This window comes from Sphingobium boeckii (genome assembly GCF_014199215.1).
Taxonomy (GTDB): domain Bacteria; phylum Pseudomonadota; class Alphaproteobacteria; order Sphingomonadales; family Sphingomonadaceae; genus Sphingobium_A; species Sphingobium_A boeckii.
Genome location: NZ_JACIJC010000005.1, coordinates 433,519 through 458,664 on the forward strand (window position 1 = coordinate 433,519; position 25,146 = coordinate 458,664).

Below are 25,146 nucleotides of genomic sequence, written 5' to 3' on the forward strand. Positions count from 1 at the left end.
CCCGTTTCACCCAAATCCGTTTGTGTCGAGCGCAGTCGAGACACGCTGCACGATGTCCACGTCCCTCGACGTCGCTCGGCACAAATGGTGTCAGGGATTTACGCTGGCACGCGCTCCAGCACTGCTTTGACCGCCGCGATCGCCTCTGCGCCCTTATCCCCATCGGGTCCGCCGCCCTGCGCCATATCCGGGCGGCCACCGCCGCCCTGCCCGCCCAGCGCCGCCACGGCCGCCTTGACGAGATCGACCGCATTCACCGCACCCGCCAGATCGGCGGTGATGCCAACCGCCACGGAGGCCCGGCCTTCATTGACCGCGACCAGCGCGGCAATGCCCGAAACAACGCGCGCTTTCATCTCGTCGACTGCGCCGCGGAGGCCTTTGGGATCGAGCCCTTCAACGATCTGGCCCAGGAAAGCGTAGCCACCGACCTGTTCCGGCCCGGCGGTTTCGGCAGCGCCAGCCCCACCGCCCATGGCGAGCGCCTTTTTCGCCTCGGCGAGTTCACGCTCCAGCTTCTTGCGTTCATCCATCAGCGCCGCGACGCGCGCGGGAACATCATCCGGCGCGGTCTTGAGCGCAGCGGCCGCCTCGCGCAGCCGCTCATCACGCGCGACCAGCCAGAGCCGCGCCGCTTCGCCCGTCAGCGCCTCGATCCGGCGGATACCGCTTGAAACCGCGCTTTCGGAGATGATCTTGAGCAAGGCGATATCGCCCAGCGCGTTGACATGGGTCCCACCGCACAGTTCGACCGAATAATTATTGTCCGTGCCCCGGCCCATCGAAAGCACGCGCACTTCATCACCATATTTTTCGCCGAACAGCGCCAGTGCGCCCGCTGCGACCGCATCATCCGGGGTCATCAGCCGTGTGGTCACGGCCTCATTGCCGCGGATCTGCGCATTCACATCGGCTTCAATATCGGCGATCTCGGCGGGCGTCAGCGCCGCATTGTGCGAAAAATCGAAACGCAGTCGATCGGGCGCGACCAGCGACCCCTTCTGGCTGACATGGCCGCCGAGCCGGTTGCGCAGCGCCGCATGGAGCAGATGCGTCGCGCTGTGATTGGCGCGCACCTGATCGCGGCGCGTGACGTCGATCGCGAGTTTCACATTGTCACCCACGGAGATCGCACCGCTTTCAATGCGGGCCTTCATCGCATGAAGCCGGCCGAGCGGCTTTGACGTATCTTCGACAATGGCTTTCAGGCCGCTGTCGTTGCTGACGATCCCGGCATCGCCCATCTGGCCGCCGCTCTCGCCATAGAAAGGAGTCTGGTTGGTCAGGATTACCACGCTGTCACCGGCTTCGGCGCGCTCTATGCGCTTGCCATCCTTCACCAGTGCGACCACCTGGCCCTCACCCTCGCTGGAGGTATAGCCAGTGAATTCGGTGCCGCCGGCTTCCTCGGCCACGTCGAACCAAACATCGTCCGATGCCTTGTCGCCCGATCCCTTCCAGGCGGCGCGCGCGGCGGCTTTCTGTTCGGCCATCGCCGCATCGAAGCCGGCGCGATCGACCTGGAGCGATTGCGCACGCAGCGCATCCTCGGTCAGATCATAAGGAAAGCCGAACGTGTCGTAGAGCTTGAAGGCGGTTGCGCCGGGCAGCGTGTCACCGGCATTCAGGCCGGCGGTCGCCTCGTCGAGCAGGCGCAATCCGTTCTGCAGCGTCTGGCGGAAGCGGGTCTCCTCCTGCGCCAGCGTGGCTTCGATCAGCGGTTGCGCGCGCACCAGTTCAGGATAGGCACCGCCCATCTCGGCCACCAGCGACGGCACGAGACGGTGCATCAGCGGTTCTTTGGCACCGAGCAGATGCGCGTGGCGCATCGCACGGCGCATGATGCGGCGGAGCACATAGCCGCGCCCTTCATTCGCGGGCAGCACGCCATCCGCCACCAGAAAACCTGCGGCGCGCAAATGATCGGCGATCACGCGGTGGCTCGCCTGATTATCGCCGGTCGTGAGCGTCTGGGTCAGAGCGCCCGATTCGGCGATCAGTGCCTTGAAGGTGTCAGTGTCATAATTGTCGGTCACGCCCTGCAACACGGCCGCGACGCGCTCCAGCCCCATTCCCGTGTCGATCGAGGGCTTGGGCAATGCGAGCCGGTCACCGCCCAATATCTGGTCATATTGCATGAACACCAGATTCCAGATCTCGACGAAGCGGTCGCCATCCTCGTCGGGAGATCCAGGAGGCCCGCCGAAGATGTAATCGCCATGATCATAGAAGATTTCGGAACAGGGGCCGCACGGGCCGCTATCGCCCATCGCCCAGAAATTGTCAGACGTCGCGATGCGGATGATCCGGCTTTCGGGGAGTCCCGCGATCTTCTTCCAGAGATCGAACGCCTCGTCATCGGTATGATAAACGGTGACCGTCAGCCGGTCTCCGGAAATGCCCCATTCGCGGGTGATCAGATTCCAGGCGAGCGTGATCGCGCGTTCCTTGAAATAATCGCCGAACGAGAAATTGCCGAGCATTTCGAAGAAGGTATGATGCCGCGCGGTATAGCCGACATTATCCAGATCATTGTGCTTGCCGCCCGCACGCACGCATTTCTGCGACGAGGTGGCCGTCACATAGGGACGCTTCTCAAGCCCGGTGAACACGTTCTTGAACGGCACCATGCCCGCATTGACGAACATCAATGTGGGATCATTGTGCGGCACCAGCGGCGCTGACGGGACTCGCTCATGGCCTTCCGATGCGAAATAATCGAGGAACGAGCGGCGGATATCATTGGTCGATGTCATGATTGCCACTTAGGCGGCTGTCGCCGTCTTCTCAAGCGGCTGATCGTGCACTTCTCCTTTTGACACGACAACCGCAGCCGTGAGGTCGCCAGTGACGTTCAAAGTGGTGCGGCACATATCGAGAAACCGGTCTACCCCGAGCACAAGGCCGATGCCTTCGGGCGGCACACCGACCATCCCAAGGATAAGCGCCACAACGGGCAATGAGCCGGCTGGTACACCAGCGGTGCCAATCCCTCCCAATATGCACACGAGCAGCACCGTCGTCTGCTGCATCAGGCTGAGTTCGACGCCGAAAAACTGTGCGAGAAACAGCACAGTGACACCTTCGAAAATCGCAGTGCCGTTCTGATTTGCGGTTGCCCCGATCGTGAGGACGAACCGCGCGACACGCGGCGGCAGCATGAGCTTGTCTTCAGCCACGCGAATAGCCGTCGGCAAAGTGGCATTTGACGAGGCCGTGGAGAAGGCCATGACCATCGCTTCCTGGATCGAACGGAAGAAATGCAGCGGAGACATGCCCGCAAATAAGCGGATGACGATCGGATAGACCACGAACATCTGGATCACCAGCGCCAGCAGCACGACACCGACATAGGCACCCAGCTTGATCAGCAGATCCCAGCCGAACAGCGCCGCCAGATTGAACATGAAGCAAGCAACGGCAAAGGGCGCGAGTTGGATGACATAGCCGATGAGCTTCATCGTTACATCGAAAATGCCCTGCACCGCGTCCTGCAGCGTGTCCGCCGCCTTGCCCTGCACCGCAAGCAGGCCAATGCCGAACGCCAGCGCAAAAAACATGACGGCCAGAATGTCATTGTCCGCCGCCGCTTTCACGACATTATTGGGAATGATGGCAAGAACCGCGGCGATTCCGGAGGGCTTGTCGGGGCTCCCCGCGACGATCGCCTGCGCGCCGGCGCGGCCATCCGCCAGCATACGCTGAGCAAGCTCGGGATCAACACCGGCCCCGGGCTGAAGCAGATTGACCACGGCCAAGGCCACAACAACCGCAACCGAAGAGACAAGGACCGTGAAAATCAGCGTGCGTATGCCAACGCGCTTTAGCGAACGAATATCGCCCATTTCAGCGATGCCAGTGACCAAAGCTGAAAAAAGCAGCGGGATAACGAGCATGAACAGCAGCCGGAGGAAAATCTGGCCGATCGGCTGCGTGACATAGGTGGTGACCGTTTGTACCCAATCGGCACCGGCAGACGTTGCATGGACGATCAATCCCAGGACGAGGCCAAGCGCGAATCCGATGCCCATGCGCATCTGCAGGGACATGCCCTTGCCTTCATTTTCGATGTTCATGCACGCCCTTTTATTTTGCCAGACCTTTGCGAGAACCCTAGCCTAAATCAGGCAAAAGCATAGGGGCCGCCTTTCACCAGCGCGGCCTGATAGGCCGGGCGGGCATGGATACGATCGAGCCAGGCGGTCAGATGGGGGCGGCTGCCGTCGAGCCCGCCGCGCTGGCGGGCGGCTTCGAGCGGAAAGGACATCATCACGTCCGCTGCGGTGAATTGATCGCCCGCAAACCAGTCACGCCGCGCCAGTTCGGTTTCCAGATAATCGAGATGCTGATCGAGCATCGCCTGGATGCGCGGCTTGGCGGGCCGGCCCAGCAGCCCCATGCGATTGATGACGAGCATCATGAGCAATGGCGGCATCAGCGAGCCTTCGGCATAATGCAGGAATTGGCGATACCGCAGCACATCGTCGCGGTGCGCGGGTGGGCCAAGGCGGCCATCGGCCTTGTCGACGATATATTCGATGATCGCGCCCGTTTCGGCAACGACCCGGCCATCGTCGTCGATCACCGGGGATTTGCCGAGCGGATGGATCTTCTTGAGTTCGGGCGGCGCGAGCATGGTCTTGGCGTTGCGCGCATAGCGCTTCACCTCATAAGGCAGGCCAAGCTCCTCCAGCAGCCAGAGAATCCGCTGCGAGCGGGAATTCTCGAGGTGATGGACGGTAATGGTCATGAGGCTCTCTCCTGCGCTTCATTCCATGGAACGCACATCCTCGCATTGTTCACGCATATCGCGAAAGATTATTTGGAAAACAGTTTGGGCGGGCGAGCCACGATGTCACGGCTTGGCCGCCATCACGATGACATGATCATCCAACACCGTTCGGCCGAGCTTGTCGAAGCGATCATTGGCCGTAAGGTCACACCAAGTTCACACCATCCATCGTGTCTGACATGATCATTCCCACAATCCCCTCAACGCAAAAGGCCCGCCGACGCACGACGGGCCTTTGCTGTGCTTGAAGCGAACAGGGATCAGAGATCCTCGTCTTCGTCCGCCTCGGGTCCGGTCATCATCTCTTCGGCCACCTTGTCGGTGCGCGTGCGGATCGCCGCTTCAAGCTGGTTCATCAGCTCGGGATGTTCCTTGAGATAGGTCTTCGAATTTTCACGGCCCTGGCCGATGCGGATCGAATCATAAGAGAACCAGGCTCCCGATTTCTCGACGAGGCCGGCCTTGACACCGAGATCGAGAATTTCGCCGACCTTTGAGACGCCCTGGCCATACATGATATCGAATTCCACCTGCTTGAACGGCGGGGCCACCTTGTTCTTCACGACCTTCACCCGGGTGGTGTTGCCGACGATTTCCTCGCGATCCTTGATCTGGCCGGTGCGACGGATGTCGAGGCGGACCGAGGCGTAAAATTTCAGCGCATTGCCGCCGGTGGTGGTTTCCGGATTGCCGTACATCACGCCGATCTTCATGCGGAGCTGGTTGATGAAGATCACGATGCAGCGCGAGCGGCTGATCGAGCCGGTCAGTTTGCGCAGCGATTGCGACATGAGACGCGCCTGCAGGCCAACATGGCTATCGCCCATCTCGCCCTCGATTTCGGCGCGCGGCACCAATGCGGCGACCGAATCGACCACCAGCACATCGATCGCGTTGGACCGCACCAGCGTATCGACGATTTCCAGCGCCTGCTCGCCGGTATCGGGCTGGGAAACGATCAGTTCGTCAATATCCACGCCGAGCTTCTTGGCATAGACCGGATCGAGTGCATGTTCGGCATCGACGAACGCGGCGGTGCCGCCCGCTTTCTGCGCTTCGGCGATGACATGCAGCGCCAGCGTGGTCTTGCCCGAGCTTTCGGGACCATAGATTTCGACGACGCGACCGCGCGGCAGACCGCCAATGCCCAATGCGATATCCAGCCCGAGCGACCCGGTGGAAATCGCCTCGATCTCCATCGCCTCGCGCGATCCCAGCTTCATCGCCGAGCCTTTGCCGAATGCGCGGTCAATCTGGGCGAGCGCCGCCTCCAGAGCTTTTTGCCTGTCCATATTCCCTGTCTTCTTGCCGGAATCGATGACTTTAAGTTGTGCCGCCATGGCTGCTTCCCTTCGTAGATCGAACAGGTGAATCGTTCAACGCATGTCAGCTTGTATGCGATTTGTTCTCACGGAACAAGAGTGGAACATAAATTATTTCTACCCGGCTGAATGCCCCGGAATAGGCCCAATTCAGCCGATGATGCGCTGCAACGCATCTTTCACGGCGTCCATCGTGAATGGCTTGGACAAGGTGGGCGCACCGGCATGGGCGTCGGGCGTGGTTTCGCCCGATCCGCCGGTGGCCAGGATGAAGGGCTTGCCCGCCGCGGCGAGGGCGTCGGCCACAGGCCAGGATCGTTCTCCGCCGCGCAGATTGACGTCCAGGATGCACAGATCGAATTCGTCCGCGGCGACCAGGCCCAGCGCGGTTTCCACGCAATCGGCGGTGCCGGCATGGCCATGCCCCAGCAATTCGACGAAATCCTCGATCATCATGGCGATGAGCGGTTCATCTTCGACGATCAATATGCGGCGGGCGTTCGACATTGCCTGCTTCATAGCAGCGCATGTGATTGGGGATAGAGGCTATTTCGGCGTGATCGCGGCTTTTGCCGCTTCGGCAAGCTGATGCACCGAAAAGGGCTTGGGCAGGAAGGCCACGCGATCGAGGTCGATCGATTTGCGCAATTGTTCCTCCGCATAGCCCGACATGAAGAGGATCGGCATATCGGGAAAGGTTTCGCGCGCGATCTTGACCATCGTCGGGCCGTCCATGGTGGGCATCACGACATCGGAGACCAGCAGATCGATCGCGATGTCGCCGGCCAGAACCTCCAGCGCTTCCTCGCCATTGGTGGCCGTCAGCACGGTATAGCCGTGGCGGGTCAGCGCGCGTTCGGCGACAGCGCGGACCATATCCTCATCCTCCACCAGCAGGATCGTGCCCGATCCCCATAGCTCGCCTTGCTTGGCCTTTTTGGGCGTGACCGCTTCGACGACGGCCTCCGCCTGATGCACCGGCAGATAGATGGTAAACACCGTCCCCTCGCCCAGTTTCGAATCGGCGAAGATGAAGCCGCCCGATTGCTTGACGATGCCGTAGACGGTGGAGAGGCCGAGGCCCGTGCCCTTGCCGACTTCCTTGGTGGTGAAAAAGGGTTCGAAGATCTTGGAGAGGATTTCGGAGGGGATGCCGCTGCCATTGTCGCTCATCTTGAGCGCGGTATAATTGGCGATCGGGAGGATTTCGCTGCCGAGCGCGCGCACTTCGCTGGCGGGCAAGGCATAGGTCTGGATCGTGAGCGTGCCGCCCGAGCTGCGGGACTGCATCGCATCGCGCGCATTGACCGCGAGATTGACGATCACCTGTTCGAGTTGCCCCGGATCGGCGCGCACCGCGCCCAGATCGCGACCATGGTTGATCACCAGATTGACCGTTTCCCCCAGCAGCCTTTTCAGAAGATTGGACACTTCTGACACCGCATCGGGCAATTGCAGCACCTGCGGACGCAAGGTCTGTTGCCGCGAAAAGGCAAGCAACTGGCGGGTCAGATTGGCAGCGCGGCTCGAATTGCTCTTGATCTGCTGGATATCGTCATAATCGCTGTCGCCGGGCTGATGGCGCATCATCATGAGATCGCAATGGCCGATGATGGCGGTGAGGATATTGTTGAAATCATGCGCCACGCCGCCGGCAAGCTGGCCCACCGCCTGCATCTTGGTAGCCTGTTCCGCCTGCCGCTTGAGCTTGGATTCCTCGCTGGTGTCCTTCAGGCTGAGCAACACCGCCGCTTCGCCCAGGCCGCGCGCGCCCGCAATGGTGAGGGCCACGGGCTCTTCGGGATGATTGAGCAGCCGCACCGCGATGTCACCCGAGAGCGCCTGCTGCCCCGTGCCGAAGCGCCGCACGGTATCGGCCACCGCCGCTTTGTCTTCGCCCACCACGAGGTCGCCTGGATAGACGGGCATGGTGCCTTCCTCCAGCCCGGCAGCGCGCGCGAAGGCATCGTTGACGAAGAGGAAACGACCATCCCGGTCCGTCAGCGCCAGGCCGAGCGGGAGCATGGAGAGCAGAGCCTGCAAATGGCTGCCCGTGCCGCCCTTGCCCGCGATGCGGCCCGAGGCGGCATATTCGTCGTCGATCAGAAACAGCAACGTCGGCGTATCGATTACGCCGGTTTCCAGCGGCATCTGCATCAGGCGGAGCGCCGTGCCCTTGGCACCTTCCTGCGCGAAGCGGATCACGCCCTCCCGGTCCGAGACCAGCAGTGTCACGAAATCGCGTCCTTCGATCGGTGCATCGGGCCGTCCGGCGGCGCGCGCATTGAAGGCGCGATTGGCAGCGCGGATACGGCCCTCCCCGCCCACCAGCGCAACCATGATCCCGGCCTCGCCCAGGCGGTCTCCGCCTTCGCCTTCGATCAGGCGGCGCGATTCGGTGCGCAGATCCAGCGTGCGATGACGCGTGACTCGCCACAAAAGATGGTCCTCTGTCCGCCCGGCGCGCATCACGCGCGCGGCGTAGCGGGCACCATTGGCCTCGATCAGATCGACCTGCCCTTCCCCATCACGCCAGGCCTGGCGCGCGGCGGCGGTCAATTGGGAGACACCCCCCTGCCCCACGGGCAATCCCGGCGGCACCGGAAAGCCCTGAAACCATTCGCCGAACAGATCATTGGCGCACACCAGCCGCCCGGCCCGATCCGTGATCGCAATCGCCACGCCTTCATTGTCGGCGGCGGCACGGGTCAGTGCCCAATCGATCGCCCCATCCCCGACGCCTTGTGGCGGATAAAGTTTGCGGAAAACCAGCATCAGCGCGCATGCGGCGATCAGCGCTGCGGCAAAACCTGCAGCCAGCGCGACATTGCCCGCCGCCCACAGCAGCAGCAGCCCGCTCACCAGCGCCGCGCCCGCAACCAGCCCGGCCAACGCACGATCCGGCAGGAGCGTGGCGTCAGTGGCGCGGGACAGGGAATCCGGCAGGGCGATAGGATTGGGGAGCGATTTCATGGCGTGACGCCCTCTTCGCCCCCGCCCTGATTGGCGTCAAGCCGGATCGCAGGGGCCGGGCGGCCTGAAGCCACGCCTCAGCCAATACTGACCCGATCACCGGGCCACGCCCAAGCCATGCTTAGGGCTCGATGGCCGAAACTGAAATGCTGCCATGGCCGCGGCGACGCCATTTCGCGCCGATCCACCAGCGCCAGAACAAGGCAGCCAGCACATAGCCCACCGCCGCCGACACCACCGAGATGACCAGCAGGCCGGCCACCAGCCCGAGCGCGACATCGGAGAATATCCACCCCATCCACTGGCTCGCCGTCGCGCCTTCGTTGAGCAGCGTCATGAAGGTGCTGACGTCGGCATGGAGGCCGAACATGCTGTTACCGACCCAGATCGCGCCGGGCAGGATGAGCAGCGGCGTGGTCGCGGGATTGCTGAGGAAGGTCATCGCCGCGCCGATCGGAATGTTGGCGCGACAAGGCAGAGCGAGCATCACCACGCCGATGATCTGAACACCAGGGACCAACAGGAAGATGCCCACCAGCAGCCCGAGCGCGACCCCGCGCGGCACCGAACGGCGGGTGAAGCGCCACAGTTCGCTATGCGCGATCCGATGCGCGAACGGCTTGAGCCACCGGCTTTCCACCAGTTCCTCCCGCCGCGGGGAATTGCGTTTCACCCACGCTGCAAAGCCCGTCTGTTCAGCCACGGTCGCGCATGATCCTGCCCTGTTCACGCTTCCAGTCGCGCGCCTTTTCGGTGTCTCGCTTATCGTGAATCTTCTTGCCCTTGGCGAGCGCCAGTTCGACCTTGGCGCGGCCACGGCTGTTGAAATACACCGCCATCGGGATCAGCGTCATGCCCTCGCGCTGCACCGCGACGCGCATCTTGTTCACCTCGCGCTCGTGCAACAGCAGCTTGCGCGGGCGCTTGGGCTCATGATTGTGACGGTTGCCATGGCTGAATTCAGGGACATTGGCATTGACCAGCCACACCTGGCTATCCTTCACCTCGGCATAGCTCTCGGCAATCGACCCCTCGCCGAAGCGCAGGGATTTGACCTCGGTGCCCGTCAGCGCGATCCCCGCCTCGAAGAATTCCTCCAGGAAATATTCATAGCGCGCCCGCCGGTTCTCGGCGACGACCTTAACCTTGTCGAATTCCACGGGGCGCGGGCGGGCCATCAGACCAGCCCCAAACTTTCAAGCGCAGCATCCACCTGCACGCGGCTCGGCGGGCGCGGCTGGGTCATGGGAAGACGGACATCGGGCAGGAAATCAGGACGCATACGATGGAGCGCATATTTGAGCGGACCGGGTGAAGCATCGCTGAACAAGGCAGTATGCAGCGGGAACAGACGATCCTGAAGCTCCAGCGCGATATCCCAGTCTCCGCTGGCGCAGGCAGACTGAAAATCGGCGCACAGCCGAGGCGCGACATTGGCCGTCACCGAGATGCAGCCCACGCCGCCCATCGCCATGAAGCCAAGCGCCATATCGTCATTGCCCGAAAGCTGGACGAAATCCTGGCCGCAGGCGAGCCTTTGCGCGGTAACGCGCACGGCATTGCCCGACGCATCCTTGACGCCGATGATCGAGGGGATTTCGGCAAGCCGCCCCATCGTCTCCGGGCCGATATCCGTAATCGTGCGCGAGGGCACGTTGTAAAGAATCATCGGCAGATCGCAGTGGTCCGCCAGATAGGCGAAATGCGCGTAGACGCCTTCGAAATTGGGCTTGTTATAATAAGGCGCGACCACCAGCGCGGCGGTGGCACCGTGGGCCTGCGCCGATTTCATGTGCGCCAGCGCGGTCATCGTATCGTTGGAGCCGCAGCCCGCGATCACGGGCACGCGGCCGGCGGCCTGGTCGATCGTCATCACGACGACGGCATTATGCTCTTCGATCGACATGGTGGCGGACTCGCCCGTAGTGCCGCAGGGGACGAGTCCCTTGCTGCCTTGGTCGATCTGCCAGTCTATAAAGCTCCGAAACGCGGGTTCATCCACCATTCCGTCGCGAAATGGCGTCGCAAGAGCCGGTATCGAACCGGAAAACATTCCGAAGCTCCTTCAAATCCCGGTCACGGCGCGTCATAAGAGCGCGCATGACCATAACCATGTTTCGTTCAGCGCCTGATAAGGACGCAAATCGTAAAATGTCCAGTATGCTTGCAAAGATCATTGCCACCGGACTGCTCTTTTCTTCGTCCGCCGCCCTGGCGGACACGCTCAATGCGCAACAAAAGGCCTATTACCGCGCCCAGATGAGCGGCCTGCCCGCCTCGCCCACCGCCAGGACCGATCCGGTCGGCGACGCGCTGGTGCAGTGGAACCGGCTACGCCGTCCCGGCGGCTACACCTTCGACTCCTATGCAAACTTCCTGATCCGCTATCCCGACTGGCCCGGTGCCGAGGCGATGCGCAGGGCCGCGGAAAAGGCGATCAATCCGGCCGCCTATCAGCCGGCACAGGTGCTGAACTATTTCGACCGCCTTCCCGCGCTCACCACAATGGGCGAAGTGCGTTACGCACTCGCGCTCCAGGCGGCGGGCCGGCGCGACGAAGCGCTGGCTTCGGCGCGTCGCGCCTGGACCGGTGGCACACTGACCCCCGATGATGAGGGCCGCATCCTCGCGCTGTTCGCCGCCAATCTTACCGAGCGCGATCATGACAAGCGGATGGAAAAATTGTTGTGGGACAAGGCCGCGAGCAGCGCGGTACGGCAGATGCCGCTCACCTCCCAGGCCAATCGCCCGCTTTACGCCGCGCGGCTCGCGCTCCAGCAGAAGGCGGTGGATGCCGCGAGCAAGGCGGCATTCCTCAATGCCGCGCAGCGCAACGATCCCGGCTATATTCTGGATCGCGCCAATTGGCTGCGGCTGACCGGGCAGAGCGTGGCGGCGCGGGCATTGTTGGCTGAGCCCCGCACGCTGACGAGCCCGCCGCAGGACGCCAATCGCTGGTTCGAGGCGCTGTTGGCCAATGCGAAGGCGGCTGTGATCGATAGTCAATATGGCGTGGCCTATGACATCGCGTCCAAGGTGGACGACGCCTATCCGGCAGGCGTGAGCGTGAGCGACCAGAGCTATGCCGAGCGGGACAAATATACCGATCTGGTCTGGCTGGCGGGTACCGTGGCGATGCAGAATCGCAATCGCCCGCAGGATGCTATCGGCATGTTCGATCGCTATGCGCGGGGATCACGCACTGCGCAGACTCGTGCCAAGGGGCTTTATTGGGCGGGGCGCGCGGCCCTTTCAGCCGGGCAGCGTGATGCAGCCAATGGCTATTTCACACGCGCGGCCGCCATGCCCGATCAATATTATGGTCAGCTTGCGTCCGAGCGGCTGGGCCTGAGGCTGGCTGCGCCGGTCGATGGCGGCAAGCTCGAGGTGACCCGCAGCCAGCGCGATGCGTTCGAGGATCGCGGGATCGTGAAAGCCGCCAAGTTGCTCGGCGAAATGGGCGATTGGAAGGATCAGTCGCTCTTCCTGCGCGAGATCGCCAACACCGCCAATACCGATCTGGAGCATCATTTTATCCACGAGCTGGCCGAGGATGTGAAACGGCCCGACTTAAAGGTGATGATCGGTCGCCGCGCGCGCGTGGCGGGCTTTGACGCTTATGTGCGCGATGGCTTTCCCGAGGTGAAAGTACCTTCGGGCTATGGCGACAATTTCACGATGATCCATGCGATCACGCGACAGGAAAGCCAGTTTGATCGTCAGGCGCAAAGCCCGGTCGGCGCGCGCGGGCTGATGCAGCTCATGCCCGGCACCGCGCGCGAGCAGGCGGGCAAGCTGGGCATCCCCTATGCGCTCGAATCGCTGACGGCGGACACGGATTACAATATCCAGCTCGGCTCGAGCTATTTCGATCGGATGCTCCGCCAGTTCAATGGCAGCTATCCGATGGCCGTGGCGGCCTATAATGGCGGGGCGGGCAATGTGCGCAAGTGGATCGCAGCTAATGGCGATCCGCGCGGCGAAGGCGGCGACATGGTCGGATGGATCGAAAAGATTCCGTTCGCCGAGACGCGCAATTATGTGCAGCGGGTGCTTGAAAATGCGGTGGTCTATGATCTGATCCACCCCGAACGCGCGCGCAGCAAGAGCATTGCCGCGCCGCTGTCCTGGTATTTGGGGAAGAAGACGCCGGGCTGAATTTCTTCACCCTCGCCCATGCAAGTCATTCCGCTTCTTTCTCCGCGCCTTCGCGTCTCCGCGCGAACCTTTTATATTCACGCGGAGACGCGAAGGCGCGGAGCGGACAGAAGACGCGAGGTTGCCGCTTTCGCGGGAATGACGGTAAATGGCACGATGATCGACCGCCCGAATTACATCACAGCTGCGGGCTATGCCCGGCTCCACGGCGAATATGATGCCCTGCTGTCCGACGAGCGGCCCAAGCTGGTCGAGGTAATTTCATGGGCGGCGGGCAATGGCGACCGTTCGGAAAATGGCGACTATATCTATGGCCGCAAGCGTCTGCGCGAGATCGACCGCCGGCTGGGCTGGCTGTCCAAGCGGATGAAGGCGGCCAAGGTCATCGATCCCACCCGGCAGGAGGATCACAGCCGGGTCTATTTCGGCGCGACCGTCACCATCGCCGACGCCGAAGACAATGAGCGCATCCTGACTCTGACCGGCGATGACGAGGCGGATGCGAGCCATGGCCTGGTCGGCTGGAACTCCCCGATCGCGCGCGCGCTGCGCGGCGCTGCGGTGGGTGATGTGCGGCGGGTGGAGCTTCCGGTGGGGATTAAGGAATATGAGGTGATGGGGATCCGTTATCCGGAATAGCTCTCCCTCTCACCGTTTGTCCCGAGCGACGTCGAGGGACGTGGTCACAGTTCCCGCGTCCCTCGACGTCGCTCGGGACAAACGGTTTAGAAGTCAGTTCTCTGCCTTCGGCGCATAACCCAGTGCATCTTTCGCCAGCGCGAGCACTTCGGGATCGATCTCGGGCGGGTCCATCTTCACCGCGGCCTCGAGCCGGTCTGCAACGTGCATCATCACGGCGATACGGGCGGCTTTCTTGCTGTTGGCGTCTATCACCTTCCACGGCGCCCAGCGCGTGTTGGTCTGCTTGAACATGTCGTGCATCGCGGCGAGATAGTCGGCGCGGCGGGCACGGTTGCGGAAATCCTCCTTGCCCGTTTTCCAGCGTTTCCAGGGGTGATCGAGCCGGTCGATCAGGCGCTTGTCCTGCTCTTCCTGCGTGATGTGGAGGAAGAGCTTGGCGATCACCGTGCCGCTGTCTTTCTGCTGGGCCTCGAACTCGTTGATCTCGTCAAAGCCGCGCTTCCATTCGGCGTCCGTGGCAAAGCCCTCGACGCGCTCCACCAGGACGCGGCCATACCAGGAGCGATCGAAGATCGCTATATCGCCGGCGCCGGGCAGCTTGGTCCAGAAACGCCACAGGAAATGGCGTTCCTTTTCGGCCTGGGTGGGGGCGGAAATCGGCCAGACTTCGAAATAGCGCGGATCGAGTTCGGAGGTGAGCCGCCCGATCGCGCCGCCCTTCCCCGCCGCGTCCCAGCCTTCGAACACCAGGATCGCGCGCCTGCCCTGGCTGATATAGGCGGCCTGCACGCGCGAAACCCGCTCCTGCGCGGCCTTCAGCGCGGCATCATAATCACCCTCGAATTTCTCGCCTTTTTCATAGTCGGAAAGATCGATGGTCATCATAAACTCCGTTCGGACCGACCCTGTCGAAGTCCTATGTGCTTCATCTGCTTTGGGAGAGAAAAATAAAAGGGCTTCGACAGGCTCAGCCTGAACGGTTTTGGGACATGCCGGGAATAGATCAGCCCTTTGGCCCGTCCGCGATCCGGATATTCAGCTCACGCAATTGCTTCGCGCTGACCGCGCTTGGCGCGCCCATCATCAGATCCTCGGCCTTCTGGTTCATCGGAAACAGGATGACCTCGCGGATATTGGGTTCGTCGGCCAGCAGCATCACGATCCGGTCGATCCCCGGCGCCGAACCACCATGGGGCGGCGCACCGAATTTGAACGCGTTGATCATGCCCGCAAAATTGGTGTCGACATCCTGCTGCGAATAACCGGCGATCTCGAACGCCTTATACATGATTTCCGGCTTGTGATTCCGGATCGCGCCCGACGATAGTTCGATCCCATTGCACACGATATCATATTGATAGGCCAGGATATCCAAGGGATCCTTGGTCTCCAGCGCGCCCATCTCGCCCTGCGGCATGGAGAAGGGATTGTGGCTGAAATCGACCTTCTTCGACTCCTCATCATATTCAAACATCGGGAAATCGACGATCCAGCAGAAATCGAACTTGTTCTTGTCGATCAGCTCGAGCTGCTCGGCCACCCGGGTGCGCGCCAGGCCGGCGAGCTTGGCGGCCTGCGCTTCCTTGCCCGCAGCGAAGAAGATGCCGTCATCGGGGCCGAGGCCCAGCGTTTCGGCGAGCTTGCGCATCCCCTGCTCGCCATGGTTTTTGGCGATCGGACCGCCGAATTCACCGGCCTTCTGGGTGGCGTACCCCAAGCCGGCAAAGCCCTCGGACTGCGCCCAGCTATTCATGTCGTCGAAGAATTTGCGGCTCTTTTCCGCGGTGCCTGGTGCCCTGATCGCGCGGACGACATCGCCGTTCGAGACGATATCGGCGAAACGGCCGAAGCCCGATCCGGTGAAGTGATCGGAGACGTCCACGATCACGATGGGATTGCGCAAATCAGGCTTGTCATTGCCATATTTCAGCATGGATTCGCGATAGGGAATGCGTGGGAACGGCAGCGGGGTCACGCTGCGGCCCTTGGCGAACTCCTCGAACACGCCATGAAGAACCGGCTCGATCGCATTGAAAACATCGTCCTGCGTGACGAAGCTCATCTCGAAATCGAGCTGATAGAATTCACCCGGCGAACGATCTGCGCGGCCATCCTCGTCGCGAAAGCAGGGTGCAATCTGGAAATAGCGGTCGAACCCGGCCACCATCAATAGCTGTTTGAACATCTGCGGTGCCTGCGGCAGCGCATAGAATTTACCGGGGTGGACGCGGCTGGGCACGAGATAGTCGCGCGCGCCCTCGGGGCTGGAGGCGGTGAGGATCGGGGTCTGGAATTCGGTAAAGCCCTGTGCGGTCATCCGCTGGCGCAGGGAAGAAATCACGTTGGAACGCAGCACGATATTGTTGTGGATGCGTTCGCGGCGCAGATCGAGATAGCGATAGCGCAGGCGGATTTCTTCCGGATATTCGGCGTCGCCGAACACCGGCATCGGCAGTTCCTGTGCATGGGATTGCACTGTCACGTCGCGTGCGCGCAACTCGATCTCGCCCGTGGGCAGATTGGGGTTCACCGTCTCGGCAGACCGGGCGACGATATCGCCGGTCACGGTGATCACCGATTCGGCGCGCGCGCCGTCGATCGCCTTGAACGCCTCCGAATCGATGTCGGTCACGATCTGGGTGATGCCGAAATGATCACGCAGATCGACGAAGAGCAGTCCGCCATGATCGCGTTTGCGATGAATCCAGCCGGAAATGCGAACGCTCTGGCCGACATGGGCGGCGCGCAATTCTGCGCAATTATGGGTGCGATAGGCGTGCATGATGCTCTTCAATCTCTGGTTCTGCGGCTAGGCCGTGGAAAACGCGGGTAACACAAGGGCAAAGGCGCTTTGTCAAGCCGACGGACCCGTATATGGGGTCGTCATGCATATCCACCCCCTGATTACCGATTCCCAGTCCCTCGCCGATCTCTGCGCCCGCTGGTCCCAGTCTCCGTTCATCGCTGTCGATACCGAGTTCATGCGGGAAAACAGCTATTGGCCGGAGCTTTGCCTGATCCAGATCGCGGATGAGACCGAGGCCGCAGCGATCGATCCGATGGCCGCGGGCATGGATCTGAAACCCCTGCTCGATCTGATGACCGAGAATGAGGATGTGCTCAAGGTGTTCCATGCCGGCGGGCAGGATATCGAGATCGTGCATAATCTCACGGGCAAGACGCCGCATCCTTTGTTCGATACGCAGATCGCGGCGATGGCCCTGGGCCAGGGCGATCAGGTGGGCTATTCCAATCTCGTTGATAGCTGGCTCGGCATCACGCTGGACAAGGGCGCGCGCTTCACCGACTGGAGCCGCCGTCCGCTCGACAAGCGCCAGATCGAATATGCGATCGGCGACGTGACGCATCTGGCGACGATCTTCCCGCGAATGCTGGAAAAATTGCGCAAGACCGGGCGTGGCGGCTGGCTCGATCAGGAGATGGAGAAGATCGCCGACCCGAGCAATTATGTGACCATCCCCGAAGAGGCCTGGCACAGGATCAAGATCCCCAGCCGCAAGCCCGAAGTGCTCGGCCGGCTTAAGGCGCTGGCGGCGTGGCGCGAGCGCGAGGCGCAGAACAAGAATCTGCCGCGCGGCCGGATCGCCAAGGACGAAACCGTCGCCGATATCGCGGCGCATCCGCCCAAGGTGCAATCCGATCTCTCCAAGGTGCGTGGCCTGTCTTCAAGCTGGGCGGGCAATGATATCGGCGGGCGCATGATGGCTGCGCTGGAGGCCTCTGCGCCCCTGACCGCCGCCGAAATGCCCGCGCGCGACGATCGCAAGCCCGGCCTCGGCCGCGAAGGCGCTTTGGTCGCCGATCTGCTCAAACTGCTGCTCAAAATCCGGGCGCGCGACTCGGGCGTGGCCCCGCGGCTGCTGGCGCGGACCGAGGAACTGGAATTGCTGGCCGCCGGACGGCGCGAAGGGCTGGCGATTCTGGAAGGCTGGCGCTTCGAACAATTTGGCGGCGATGCGCTGGCGATGGTCGAGGGCAGGCTTGCCTTTGGCGTGCGCGGTGGCAAGCTGGTGATGACACGCACCAAGACCGAGGAGACGGGCGATGCGCAGGCTGTTGATCTTGATGCCGATGATGCTGGCTGGATGCACGACAGCGACCACGCCTGACCCTGCGGAGGCCACGCCGGCGCAGGGCGTATGCGCGCCCGAGGGGCTGGATCGTTTCCTGAGCCAGACCGCGACTGCCGAATTGGCCGGCGTGATGATGAAGGCCAGCGGCGCGGCGACGCTCCGCTGGGTCGCGCCAGGCAGCGCGGTGACGATGGACTTCCGGCAGGACCGGCTGACGGTGAGCTATGACGAGAATTACAGGATTTTGCAGGTGAGTTGCGGCTAACGATCAAGGTCCGTTGGTGTCGAGGTACATTTCGGATGTGCCCCCGTCCCTCGACTACGCTCGGGACAAACGGGTCCGGGCGTGATCACCCTTTTCCCTTGACCACCATCCGGTGCGTCAGCCCCAGCGCGCTCGCCAATTGCTTGTGCCGGCGCTCGACAGCTTCGCCATAGAGCATGGCATCCGCCGGATCGATCGTCATCAGCAGCAAACCGGCCTCGCGCGACAGACGGCTTGCCAGCAGGGGCTCCGCGATCCCGCCGCTGAACCGCTGGCCGAGCCGCATCGCCAGCCCCCAATGCACCGCACCGCGCAACGCAGTCTCGCCGGCCAGGGGGATCAGATACCCGAGCGGGGCGACGCCCGCACCGAAGCTGGTCGCCAGCGCCTGCCCCATCATCGCGCGGCCAGCACCATCCACGCCGACCCAATTGCCGTGTAGCGCCATTTCCAGCCCGCGCTCGGCGCGAAATTCAGGATTCGCGCGCCAGCCCACATCCGCCAGCAAACAGGCCGCATGACGGATGCGCGCCACGACCGGCGGCTCGGTTTGGAACAAAGGCGCGATCCAGCGATCGAGCAGATCGCCATGCTCGGGAAAACGCCCTTGTCGGACGCCCTCCTCGCGCGTGGCGGCGATCAGCGGATCCTCGCGCCGGCGTTCCCCGTCCAGCATCTCATAGAGCAGGCCTTCGCGCAGGCCCGAGGCGGACACGATCAATTCGCTCGTCTGAAGCTCTCGCACCAGATTGGAAAGCAGGGCGGCGGCGTCGTTCAATGTCGGGATGCGCGAGGTGGACAAGGTCGGCAGCGCCTGGAGCTTCTTGCGATCCACCTTGGCGAGCGAACGCACGAGATGCGCGGCGCGCTCGGGGGCCATGCGATAGTGATGGATGATCGGCAGCGGATAATCAGACAGGTGCATGTCGAGCCGGGCCAGCGCGCGCCAGGAACCGCCGACCATATAGAGCGGCAGCCCCTTGGCCTGCTTCAACCAGTCCTGCTTCTTGAGCATCTTGGCCACCGTCTGGCGCAGCGCCAATTTGCCCTTCCCGCGAATCGCCGCGATCCGCAGCACGCCCAAAGGCAGCGAGATTGAACCCAGGAATTTGCCGTTGCGCACGCGGATCAGTTCGAGGCTGCCGCCGCCCAGATCGCCCACCAAGCCATCCGCATCGGGAATGGCGGACAGCACGCCATAGCCAGCCGCCTCGGCCTCCTGCTTGCCGGAGAGCAATTCGGGTTCAAGCCCGATCGCACGGATTTTCGCGATGAGATCGGGGCCGTTTTTGGCATCGCGCACCGCGGCGGTGGCGACGGTGCGCAGGCTCGAGACGCCCATTTCGATCGCAAGCTGGCGGAAGCGTTGCAGCGCGCGGATGCTGGTCTTGATCGACGATTCGGAAATGAGGCCATCGCCTGACAGCGTGCGCCCCAGCCCGGCCATCACCTTTTCATTGAACAGCACCGCGGGCAGCCGTTCCGGCCCATCGAACACCACGAGGCGGATCGAGTTCGATCCGATATCGATGATCGCGCGGCGGTTGCGATCGTTCGGCAAAGCCGCGGTGGGAATCGGGAGCCGGGCCGTGGACATGCGTCCATCTAGCCGATTATCAGCGCGGGTCGAGACAATCCTGATCGATCCTAGCGCCGCCGCCTAAGGCTGAGCTTGGGCACCGCATCGCTGTTGCGCAGCGATGCGCCGCGGCCGGAGAGCGACGGATTGGTCATGAAATAGCGGTGCAGGTTAAACGGCCGGTCGCCCGGATCGAACCGCTGATATTCGCCGTCCGGCTCCAATTCCCAGCTCTGCTCATTATCCAGCAGATTGGCGAGCATCACCTGATCCATCACCTGATCATGCACCGTGCGATTCTCGATCGGCAGCATATATTCCACGCGGCGGTCGAAATTGCGCGGCATCCAGTCCGCCGAGGAAATATAGAGTTTCGCCCCGTCATTGGGCAATTCCTTGCCATTGCCGAACGCCCAGATGCGGCTGTGCTCCAGAAAGCGCCCGATCACCGATTTGACGCGGATATGCTCGGACATGCCGGGCACGCCGGGACGCAGACAGCAAATGCCGCGGATGATGAGATCGATCTGCACCCCCGCATTGCTCGCCTCGTACAGCTTTTCGATGATCGCGGGATCAACCAGCGAATTCATCTTGGCCCAGAGCGCGCCGGGCCGGCCTTCGCGGACATGCGCGATCTCCGCATCGATCAATTCGCACAGCCGCGTGCGCAGCCCCTTGGGCGACATGGAGAGCATTTCGAGCCCGGTCGGCTCCACATAACCGGTGATGTAATTGAAGATCTGCGCCGCATCGCGGCCCGCGCGCGGATCAGCGGTGAAGAAGCTCAGATCGGTATAGATGCGCGCGGTGACGGGATGATAATTGCCCGTGCCGAAGTGGCAATAGGTGCGGTAAGCCCCGTTCTCCCGGCGCACCACCATCGAAATTTTCGCATGGGTCTTCCAGTCGATAAAGCCGTAGACCACCTGAACGCCAGCGCGTTCCAATGCCGAGGCCCAGAGCAGATTCTGCTCCTCATCGAACCGCGCCTTCAATTCCACCACCGCGGTGACGGATTTGCCCGCCTCGGCCGCATCGCACAGCGCTTTGATCACGGCGGATTGCTTGCCCGCGCGATACAGAGTCTGCTTGATCGCCACCACATCGGGATCGCCCGCTGCCTGTTTCAAAAAGGCGAGCACCACCTCGAATGTCTCATAGGGATGATGCACCACGATATCCTTGGCGCGGATCGCGGCAAAACAGTCCCCTGCATGTTCGCGGATTCGCTCGGGAAAGCGCGGGGCATAAGGAATGAATTTCAGATCGGGTCGATCCTCGTCCACCAACTGCTCAAGCTCGCCAATGCCCAGAAAACCGGCGGTTTCGGTGATCAGCGCGTCGCTGCCGCCCAGCTCCAATTTGACCAGCGCCTCCACCTGGGGCGTCATCCCGCTTTCCAGCTTGAGACGGATCACCCGGCCCCGCCGCCGCCGCTTGATCGCGCTACGGAAATGGCGGACCAGATCTTCGGCCTCTTCCTCGATTTCAAGATCGCTGTCGCGGATGATGCGGAACGCGCCCGATCCCATCACTTCATAGCCCGGAAAGAGCATTCCCGAAAAACGGCGCAGCATCGTCTCCATCGAGACATAGCGCGCGGCCTCGCCCGGCATCCGCACGAAGCGCGGGATGGTGGCGGGCACCATCAGCAGTTCGCGGATATTCTCCCCATCCGATTTGCGCTTGAGATCGAAAATCACGCTCAGCCCCTTATTGGGGATGAAGGGAAAGGGATGCGCCGGATCGAGCGCCTGCGGCGTGAGGATCGGAAAGATCTGATCACGGAAATGAATCTGCAGCCAATCCGCCGCGTCGCCATCGATATCGTCGACGCCCAGCACATTGATATCGGCCGCGCCCAATTCATCGCGGATAGAGAGCCAGATGCGCTGCTGTTCGCCCATCAGCCGGTCCGCCTGCACCGCGATCTCTGCGAGTTGCTGAGACACGGTCATGCCGTCCGCCGAGCGCTGCTCGACATCCTGCAATTGCTGGCCCTTCAGGCCCGCGACGCGGACCATGAAGAACTCATCGAGATTGTTGCCCGAAATGGAAAGGAAGCGGAGCCGCTCAAGCAACGGATGCGCGCGATTGGTCGCTTCCTCCAGCACGCGGCGATTGAAGGCGAGCCAGCTCAGCTCGCGGTTGAAATAGCGTCCTACCGTTTGCGCCGGAGCGTCGAGATCGTCGTCATTGGTCGGGTGGATCGGTAGGAGATTGCTGCTCATCATCCCCTTTTAGACGAATTTCTATGACTCGTCGATGACGCCCATCTCCGCCAGCACCTGTTTTGCCAGCGGAATGCCGATCTTGACGCGCTGCGCCAGCGCCGCCTGATCGACCATGTCGATGAAGCGCAGCACCGCGACGAAGCTCCGCTCGATCCGCGCGACGACGAAGCTGCGAAATTCCGGTCGGGTGAACACGCCCCGCGCAGCCAACTGCTTTTCGATCAGAAGATCGATGAGCACGTCATCGGGTTCTTCAAGACGGATCGCGGGCGTGGCCGAGAGGCGCGAGCGCAGATCGGCGAGGCGCGGCTTCCATTCGGGCGGCGCTCGATGGGAGACGATGAGCAGCGGATGGCGCGTTTCCTGCGCCGTGTTCCACGCATGGAAGATGCGCTCCTCCGATTGATCTTCGGCATTGTCGATCAATGTGCCGCCAGATTTCAGCACGAAGATGCGCGCGAGCAGGCTCCGCCCCGATTTGCGCGGCCCTGTGAGCAAGGTCGCCCAGACCGGCCAGGTGCCAAGATGCTCGAGATGCTTGACTGCGGCTGCGTTGGAGCTGCTGACGATGAAATCCGCATCCGTTTCGTCCGCCGGCCAATCGAGTGGCAGCGCGATCTGGCTCATTGCGATCAGCCGCCCGTCACATTGTCGCCCGCGGGCGGTGTGGACGGTGCGGGCGCGCGGCGGATGCGCAGATTGCCGCCCGATTCCTCCACACGCCATCCGCGCGCCGCAAGCGCCGAACGCAGCGCGGCGAGATCACCGGCATAGGTGACGCGCATCACTGAATAACCGCCGATGGCCAGGCTGGTGGTCTGCGCGCCGCCGATGCCGGGTACGCCGCGCACCGCGCTCTCGCCGCGGGTGACCGATCCTGCATCGGGTGTTTCGAACTGGATGATGACAGAGGTGCTGCCAGCCGCTGGATTCAGGGGATTCTCCGCACCCGGCAGGGCTTCTTCCAGCACGCCTTCTTCTTCCTCCAGCGTATCGGGATCGACCGGCTGCTCGATGATCAGGGTGGCGTCGGGCCGCAATTGACCGCTCGCCTGCGCTTGCGAATAGGTCTCGTCCATCCGGCGCACGCCCTCATCCAGCATTGGGCCAAGCCCTGCCGCCGTATCGGTGCGCAAGGTGAAGCGGGTCAACACCTTGTCGTCCGGGCCGTAACAGGCTGTAAAATAACCGATCACCGGGCCGCCCGGCCATTGCCGTTCGATCCGCACCTTGGGGCTGAGCACGTCCGCCGCACCATATTGATCGAGCAGGGCGCGCCACCACACACGGCTGCGGCGGCTGACCTGCCCGGCGTTCAGCAGCAGCGAATCGGGGCCAGTGCCGCGCGGCCGCACATAATCGATCGATCCGCTGCCCGCGCGGAAGCGTGCCCAGGCCGCCTGCCATTCGGTGTCCGCAAAGGTCTGCGCGCGCCCGCCCGACCATTGCAGGGGAATCACCAGCAGCGGCAAGGAGCGCGCAACCCCGCCGCCCACGCCCAGAATCTGTCCGGCGCGGGCACGATCGAAGAGGATCCCGAGCTTGGCAATATAGCGATTAGGCCCGATCTGCTCGTTTTCGATCTCAATTCCGGTCACGATCGAATCGAGCGCGCTGTCAGACAGCGCGGGCACGCCGGTGCCGGCATGATATTTGCCCCAGAGCAGACGCCAGGCCTTGCGCTGCGCCACGCGCCATCCGCCAAAGCGCGCGGCGTCGGCGGTTTTGCCATAAACATCGACGGTTACGCCCGTCACTTCGAAGCTGCCCGACGTGTCGATCGGCGCTATACCGCGCACGCCGCTTTCGATCTGGGCGACCACGATCGCACTGGCACCGCCGAGGAGGGCAAGGCCGAGCAGGATCGGAAACGGGCGAAAAAGGCGTTTGGGGACAGTCACGGCGTCCTTTTGACGAGTTGGGCGTGGAAATCCAAGCAGGATATGAGTAGGCGGCTTTGCATGGTGAACAACACGCACAATCCCGAACCCTATACCTACGCCAAAGCGGGGGTCTCGATCGCCCAGGGCAATGCACTCGTCAAGGCGATCGGCCCGATGGCGAAAGCCACGCGCCGCGCCGGGGCCAATGCCGAACTCGGCGGCTTCGGCGGCTTTTTCGATCTGAAGGCGGCGGGCTATAATGATCCGCTGCTGGTGGCGGCCAATGATGGTGTGGGCACCAAGCTCAAGCTGGCGATCGATCATGACCGGCATGACGGCGTGGGAATCGATCTGGTCGCGATGTGCGCCAATGATCTGATCGTCCAGGGGGCTGAACCGCTCTTCTTCCTTGATTATTATGCCACCGGAAAATTGGAGAGCGGCGTCGCCGAGCGCGTGATCGCCGGCATCGCCCAAGGCTGCATCCTGGCCGGCTGCGCGCTGATCGGCGGCGAAACCGCCGAAATGCCGGGCATGTATGCGCCGGGCGATTATGATCTGGCGGGCTTCTGCGTCGGGGCGGTGGAACGCGATCAGGCTCTGACCGGAAACCGCGTGGCCGCGGGCCAAGTGATTCTCGGGCTGGCTTCGTCGGGCGTGCATTCCAACGGTTTCTCGCTGGTGCGGCGTCTGGCCGAAGACAAGGGCTGGAAGATGGACCGCCCTGCCCTGTTCGATCAGGACGTGATCCTGATCGACGCGCTGATGGCGCCAACGCGCATCTATGTGAAATCTCTGCTGCCCGAAATTCGCAACGGCACGATCAAGGCATTGGCGCACATCACCGGCGGCGGGCTGCTGGAAAATATCCCGCGTGTCCTCCCAGAGGGACTGCACGCGCATGTCGATGCTGCTGCTTGGGAACAGCCACGATTGATGGCGTTTCTGCAGGCGCAGGGGCATATCGAGCCCGAGGAAATGGCGCGGACGTTCAATTGCGGGATCGGCATGGCGCTGGTGGTGGATGCAGTGGATGCCGCATCGGTGAAGCAGGCGCTCGAAGCCGCCGGCGAGATGGTGTTCGCGATCGGCCGGATCGAAGCGGGTGAGACCGGCTGCACGGTCTCCGGCCCTGAGGAATGCTGGAGCGCGCGCGCGCCGTGGAGCGCCACGCATAATGGGTGACTTTTTGCCCCGTATG

Annotated in this window: 20 protein-coding genes; 5 read left to right on the plus strand and 15 right to left on the minus strand. The window is 62.6% G+C overall.

What is annotated here, in order from left to right; translation table 11 throughout:
• Positions 1-98: 98 nt before the first annotated feature.
• From alaS to dapA, 9 genes are all read right to left on the minus strand, one after another.
• Positions 99-2,756, minus strand: a complete 2,658-nt coding sequence (gene alaS / locus FHS49_RS16645; protein WP_184020701.1) for an alanine--tRNA ligase — start codon at positions 2,754-2,756, stop codon at positions 99-101.
• 9 nt (positions 2,757-2,765) lie between these two features.
• Positions 2,766-4,076 carry a dicarboxylate/amino acid:cation symporter gene (locus FHS49_RS16650; RefSeq protein WP_246350874.1) on the minus strand — a complete coding sequence of 437 codons (1,311 nt, stop codon included), beginning with the start codon at positions 4,074-4,076 and terminating at the stop codon, positions 2,766-2,768.
• A 47-nt stretch (positions 4,077-4,123) separates the two neighbouring features.
• The gene (locus tag FHS49_RS16655; protein WP_184020703.1) at positions 4,124-4,750 is read right to left on the minus strand and encodes a glutathione S-transferase family protein; all 627 of its coding nucleotides are present in this window, start codon (positions 4,748-4,750) and stop codon (positions 4,124-4,126) included.
• A gap of 302 nt (positions 4,751-5,052) precedes the next feature.
• Positions 5,053-6,132, minus strand: a complete 1,080-nt coding sequence (gene recA, locus FHS49_RS16660) for a recombinase RecA (RefSeq protein ID WP_184020705.1) — start codon at positions 6,130-6,132, stop codon at positions 5,053-5,055.
• 132 nt (positions 6,133-6,264) lie between these two features.
• Positions 6,265-6,621 carry a response regulator gene (locus tag FHS49_RS16665; protein WP_184020707.1) on the minus strand — a complete coding sequence of 119 codons (357 nt, stop codon included), beginning with the start codon at positions 6,619-6,621 and terminating at the stop codon, positions 6,265-6,267.
• Positions 6,622-6,660: 39 nt separating this feature from the next.
• Positions 6,661-9,087, minus strand: a complete 2,427-nt coding sequence (locus tag FHS49_RS16670; protein ID WP_184020709.1) for a hybrid sensor histidine kinase/response regulator — start codon at positions 9,085-9,087, stop codon at positions 6,661-6,663.
• A gap of 121 nt (positions 9,088-9,208) precedes the next feature.
• On the minus strand, positions 9,209-9,760 hold the full coding sequence (locus tag FHS49_RS16675) for a DUF2062 domain-containing protein (RefSeq protein WP_343053005.1): 552 nt from the start codon (positions 9,758-9,760) through the stop codon (positions 9,209-9,211).
• 22 nt (positions 9,761-9,782) lie between these two features.
• A complete protein-coding gene (gene smpB, locus FHS49_RS16680) occupies positions 9,783-10,265 on the minus strand; it encodes an SsrA-binding protein SmpB (RefSeq protein WP_184020720.1) in 483 nt (160 codons plus the stop codon).
• Positions 10,265-11,140 carry a 4-hydroxy-tetrahydrodipicolinate synthase gene (gene dapA, locus FHS49_RS16685; protein ID WP_184020722.1) on the minus strand — a complete coding sequence of 292 codons (876 nt, stop codon included), beginning with the start codon at positions 11,138-11,140 and terminating at the stop codon, positions 10,265-10,267. Before dapA ends, smpB begins: the two co-directional genes overlap by 1 nt.
• A 98-nt stretch (positions 11,141-11,238) precedes the next feature.
• Here dapA and FHS49_RS16690 point away from each other — a divergent pair, with 98 nt between their 5' ends.
• Complete coding sequence (locus FHS49_RS16690; RefSeq protein ID WP_184020732.1) at positions 11,239-13,245, plus strand: lytic transglycosylase domain-containing protein; 2,007 nt, start codon at positions 11,239-11,241, stop codon at positions 13,243-13,245.
• A 156-nt stretch (positions 13,246-13,401) separates the two neighbouring features.
• Positions 13,402-13,884 (plus strand): transcription elongation factor GreB, encoded by a 483-nt coding sequence (gene greB / locus FHS49_RS16695; RefSeq protein ID WP_184020734.1) that lies wholly within the window; start codon positions 13,402-13,404, stop codon positions 13,882-13,884.
• A 93-nt stretch (positions 13,885-13,977) separates the two neighbouring features.
• Here the strand turns inward: greB and FHS49_RS16700 are convergent, their stop codons facing one another.
• Positions 13,978-14,769: a polyphosphate kinase 2 family protein gene (locus FHS49_RS16700; RefSeq protein WP_184021244.1), complete on the minus strand. Its 792-nt coding sequence runs from the start codon at positions 14,767-14,769 to the stop codon at positions 13,978-13,980.
• A gap of 121 nt (positions 14,770-14,890) precedes the next feature.
• Positions 14,891-16,669: an aspartate--tRNA ligase gene (gene aspS / locus FHS49_RS16705; protein ID WP_184020736.1), complete on the minus strand. Its 1,779-nt coding sequence runs from the start codon at positions 16,667-16,669 to the stop codon at positions 14,891-14,893.
• Positions 16,670-16,772: 103 nt separating this feature from the next.
• On the opposite strand from aspS, the gene rnd reads away from it, so the two are divergent.
• A complete protein-coding gene (gene rnd, locus FHS49_RS16710) occupies positions 16,773-18,017 on the plus strand; it encodes a ribonuclease D (RefSeq protein ID WP_184020738.1) in 1,245 nt (414 codons plus the stop codon).
• Positions 17,953-18,246 (plus strand): I78 family peptidase inhibitor, encoded by a 294-nt coding sequence (locus FHS49_RS16715; protein ID WP_184020740.1) that lies wholly within the window; start codon positions 17,953-17,955, stop codon positions 18,244-18,246. The genes rnd and FHS49_RS16715 overlap by 65 nt, the downstream gene beginning before the upstream one ends.
• 85 nt (positions 18,247-18,331) lie before the next feature.
• Here the strand turns inward: FHS49_RS16715 and FHS49_RS16720 are convergent, their stop codons facing one another.
• Genes FHS49_RS16720 through FHS49_RS16735 form a run of 4 tightly spaced genes read right to left on the minus strand, consistent with a single transcriptional unit; the run spans position 18,332 to position 23,963 of the window.
• On the minus strand, positions 18,332-19,843 hold the full coding sequence (locus FHS49_RS16720) for a Ppx/GppA family phosphatase (protein ID WP_184020742.1): 1,512 nt from the start codon (positions 19,841-19,843) through the stop codon (positions 18,332-18,334).
• Between the two features lie 50 nt (positions 19,844-19,893).
• Positions 19,894-22,062 carry an RNA degradosome polyphosphate kinase gene (locus tag FHS49_RS16725; protein ID WP_184020744.1) on the minus strand — a complete coding sequence of 723 codons (2,169 nt, stop codon included), beginning with the start codon at positions 22,060-22,062 and terminating at the stop codon, positions 19,894-19,896.
• A gap of 18 nt (positions 22,063-22,080) precedes the next feature.
• Entirely contained in the window at positions 22,081-22,689 is a 609-nt protein-coding gene (locus tag FHS49_RS16730; protein WP_184020746.1) for an HdaA/DnaA family protein, read from the minus strand.
• Between the two features lie 5 nt (positions 22,690-22,694).
• Positions 22,695-23,963, minus strand: coding sequence for a heavy-metal-associated domain-containing protein (locus tag FHS49_RS16735; protein ID WP_184020748.1), 1,269 nt, complete (start codon positions 23,961-23,963; stop codon positions 22,695-22,697).
• 60 nt (positions 23,964-24,023) lie between these two features.
• Here FHS49_RS16735 and purM point away from each other — a divergent pair, with 60 nt between their 5' ends.
• Positions 24,024-25,130, plus strand: coding sequence for a phosphoribosylformylglycinamidine cyclo-ligase (gene purM / locus FHS49_RS16740; protein ID WP_184020750.1), 1,107 nt, complete (start codon positions 24,024-24,026; stop codon positions 25,128-25,130).
• The last annotated feature ends 16 nt before the right edge of the window (positions 25,131-25,146 follow it).

Coding starts and splice junctions, on each gene's coding strand:
- FHS49_RS16730 (WP_184020746.1), bottom strand. CDS start 22,689: ATGAGCCAGATCGCGCTGCCACTCGATTGGCCGGCGGACGAAACGGAT.
- FHS49_RS16715 (WP_184020740.1), top strand. CDS start 17,953: ATGCGCAGGCTGTTGATCTTGATGCCGATGATGCTGGCTGGATGCACG.
- rnd (WP_184020738.1), top strand. CDS start 16,773: ATGCATATCCACCCCCTGATTACCGATTCCCAGTCCCTCGCCGATCTC.
- smpB (WP_184020720.1), bottom strand. CDS start 10,265: ATGGCCCGCCCGCGCCCCGTGGAATTCGACAAGGTTAAGGTCGTCGCC.
- FHS49_RS16700 (WP_184021244.1), bottom strand. CDS start 14,769: ATGACCATCGATCTTTCCGACTATGAAAAAGGCGAGAAATTCGAGGGT.
- recA (WP_184020705.1), bottom strand. CDS start 6,132: ATGGCGGCACAACTTAAAGTCATCGATTCCGGCAAGAAGACAGGGAAT.
- purM (WP_184020750.1), top strand. CDS start 24,024: ATGGTGAACAACACGCACAATCCCGAACCCTATACCTACGCCAAAGCG.
- FHS49_RS16725 (WP_184020744.1), bottom strand. CDS start 22,062: ATGATGAGCAGCAATCTCCTACCGATCCACCCGACCAATGACGACGAT.
- dapA (WP_184020722.1), bottom strand. CDS start 11,140: ATGTTTTCCGGTTCGATACCGGCTCTTGCGACGCCATTTCGCGACGGA.
- alaS (WP_184020701.1), bottom strand. CDS start 2,756: ATGACATCGACCAATGATATCCGCCGCTCGTTCCTCGATTATTTCGCA.
- greB (WP_184020734.1), top strand. CDS start 13,402: ATGATCGACCGCCCGAATTACATCACAGCTGCGGGCTATGCCCGGCTC.
- FHS49_RS16665 (WP_184020707.1), bottom strand. CDS start 6,621: ATGTCGAACGCCCGCCGCATATTGATCGTCGAAGATGAACCGCTCATC.
- aspS (WP_184020736.1), bottom strand. CDS start 16,669: ATGCACGCCTATCGCACCCATAATTGCGCAGAATTGCGCGCCGCCCAT.
- FHS49_RS16650 (WP_246350874.1), bottom strand. CDS start 4,076: ATGAACATCGAAAATGAAGGCAAGGGCATGTCCCTGCAGATGCGCATG.
- FHS49_RS16720 (WP_184020742.1), bottom strand. CDS start 19,843: ATGTCCACGGCCCGGCTCCCGATTCCCACCGCGGCTTTGCCGAACGAT.
- FHS49_RS16670 (WP_184020709.1), bottom strand. CDS start 9,087: ATGAAATCGCTCCCCAATCCTATCGCCCTGCCGGATTCCCTGTCCCGC.
- FHS49_RS16690 (WP_184020732.1), top strand. CDS start 11,239: ATGTCCAGTATGCTTGCAAAGATCATTGCCACCGGACTGCTCTTTTCT.
- FHS49_RS16655 (WP_184020703.1), bottom strand. CDS start 4,750: ATGACCATTACCGTCCATCACCTCGAGAATTCCCGCTCGCAGCGGATT.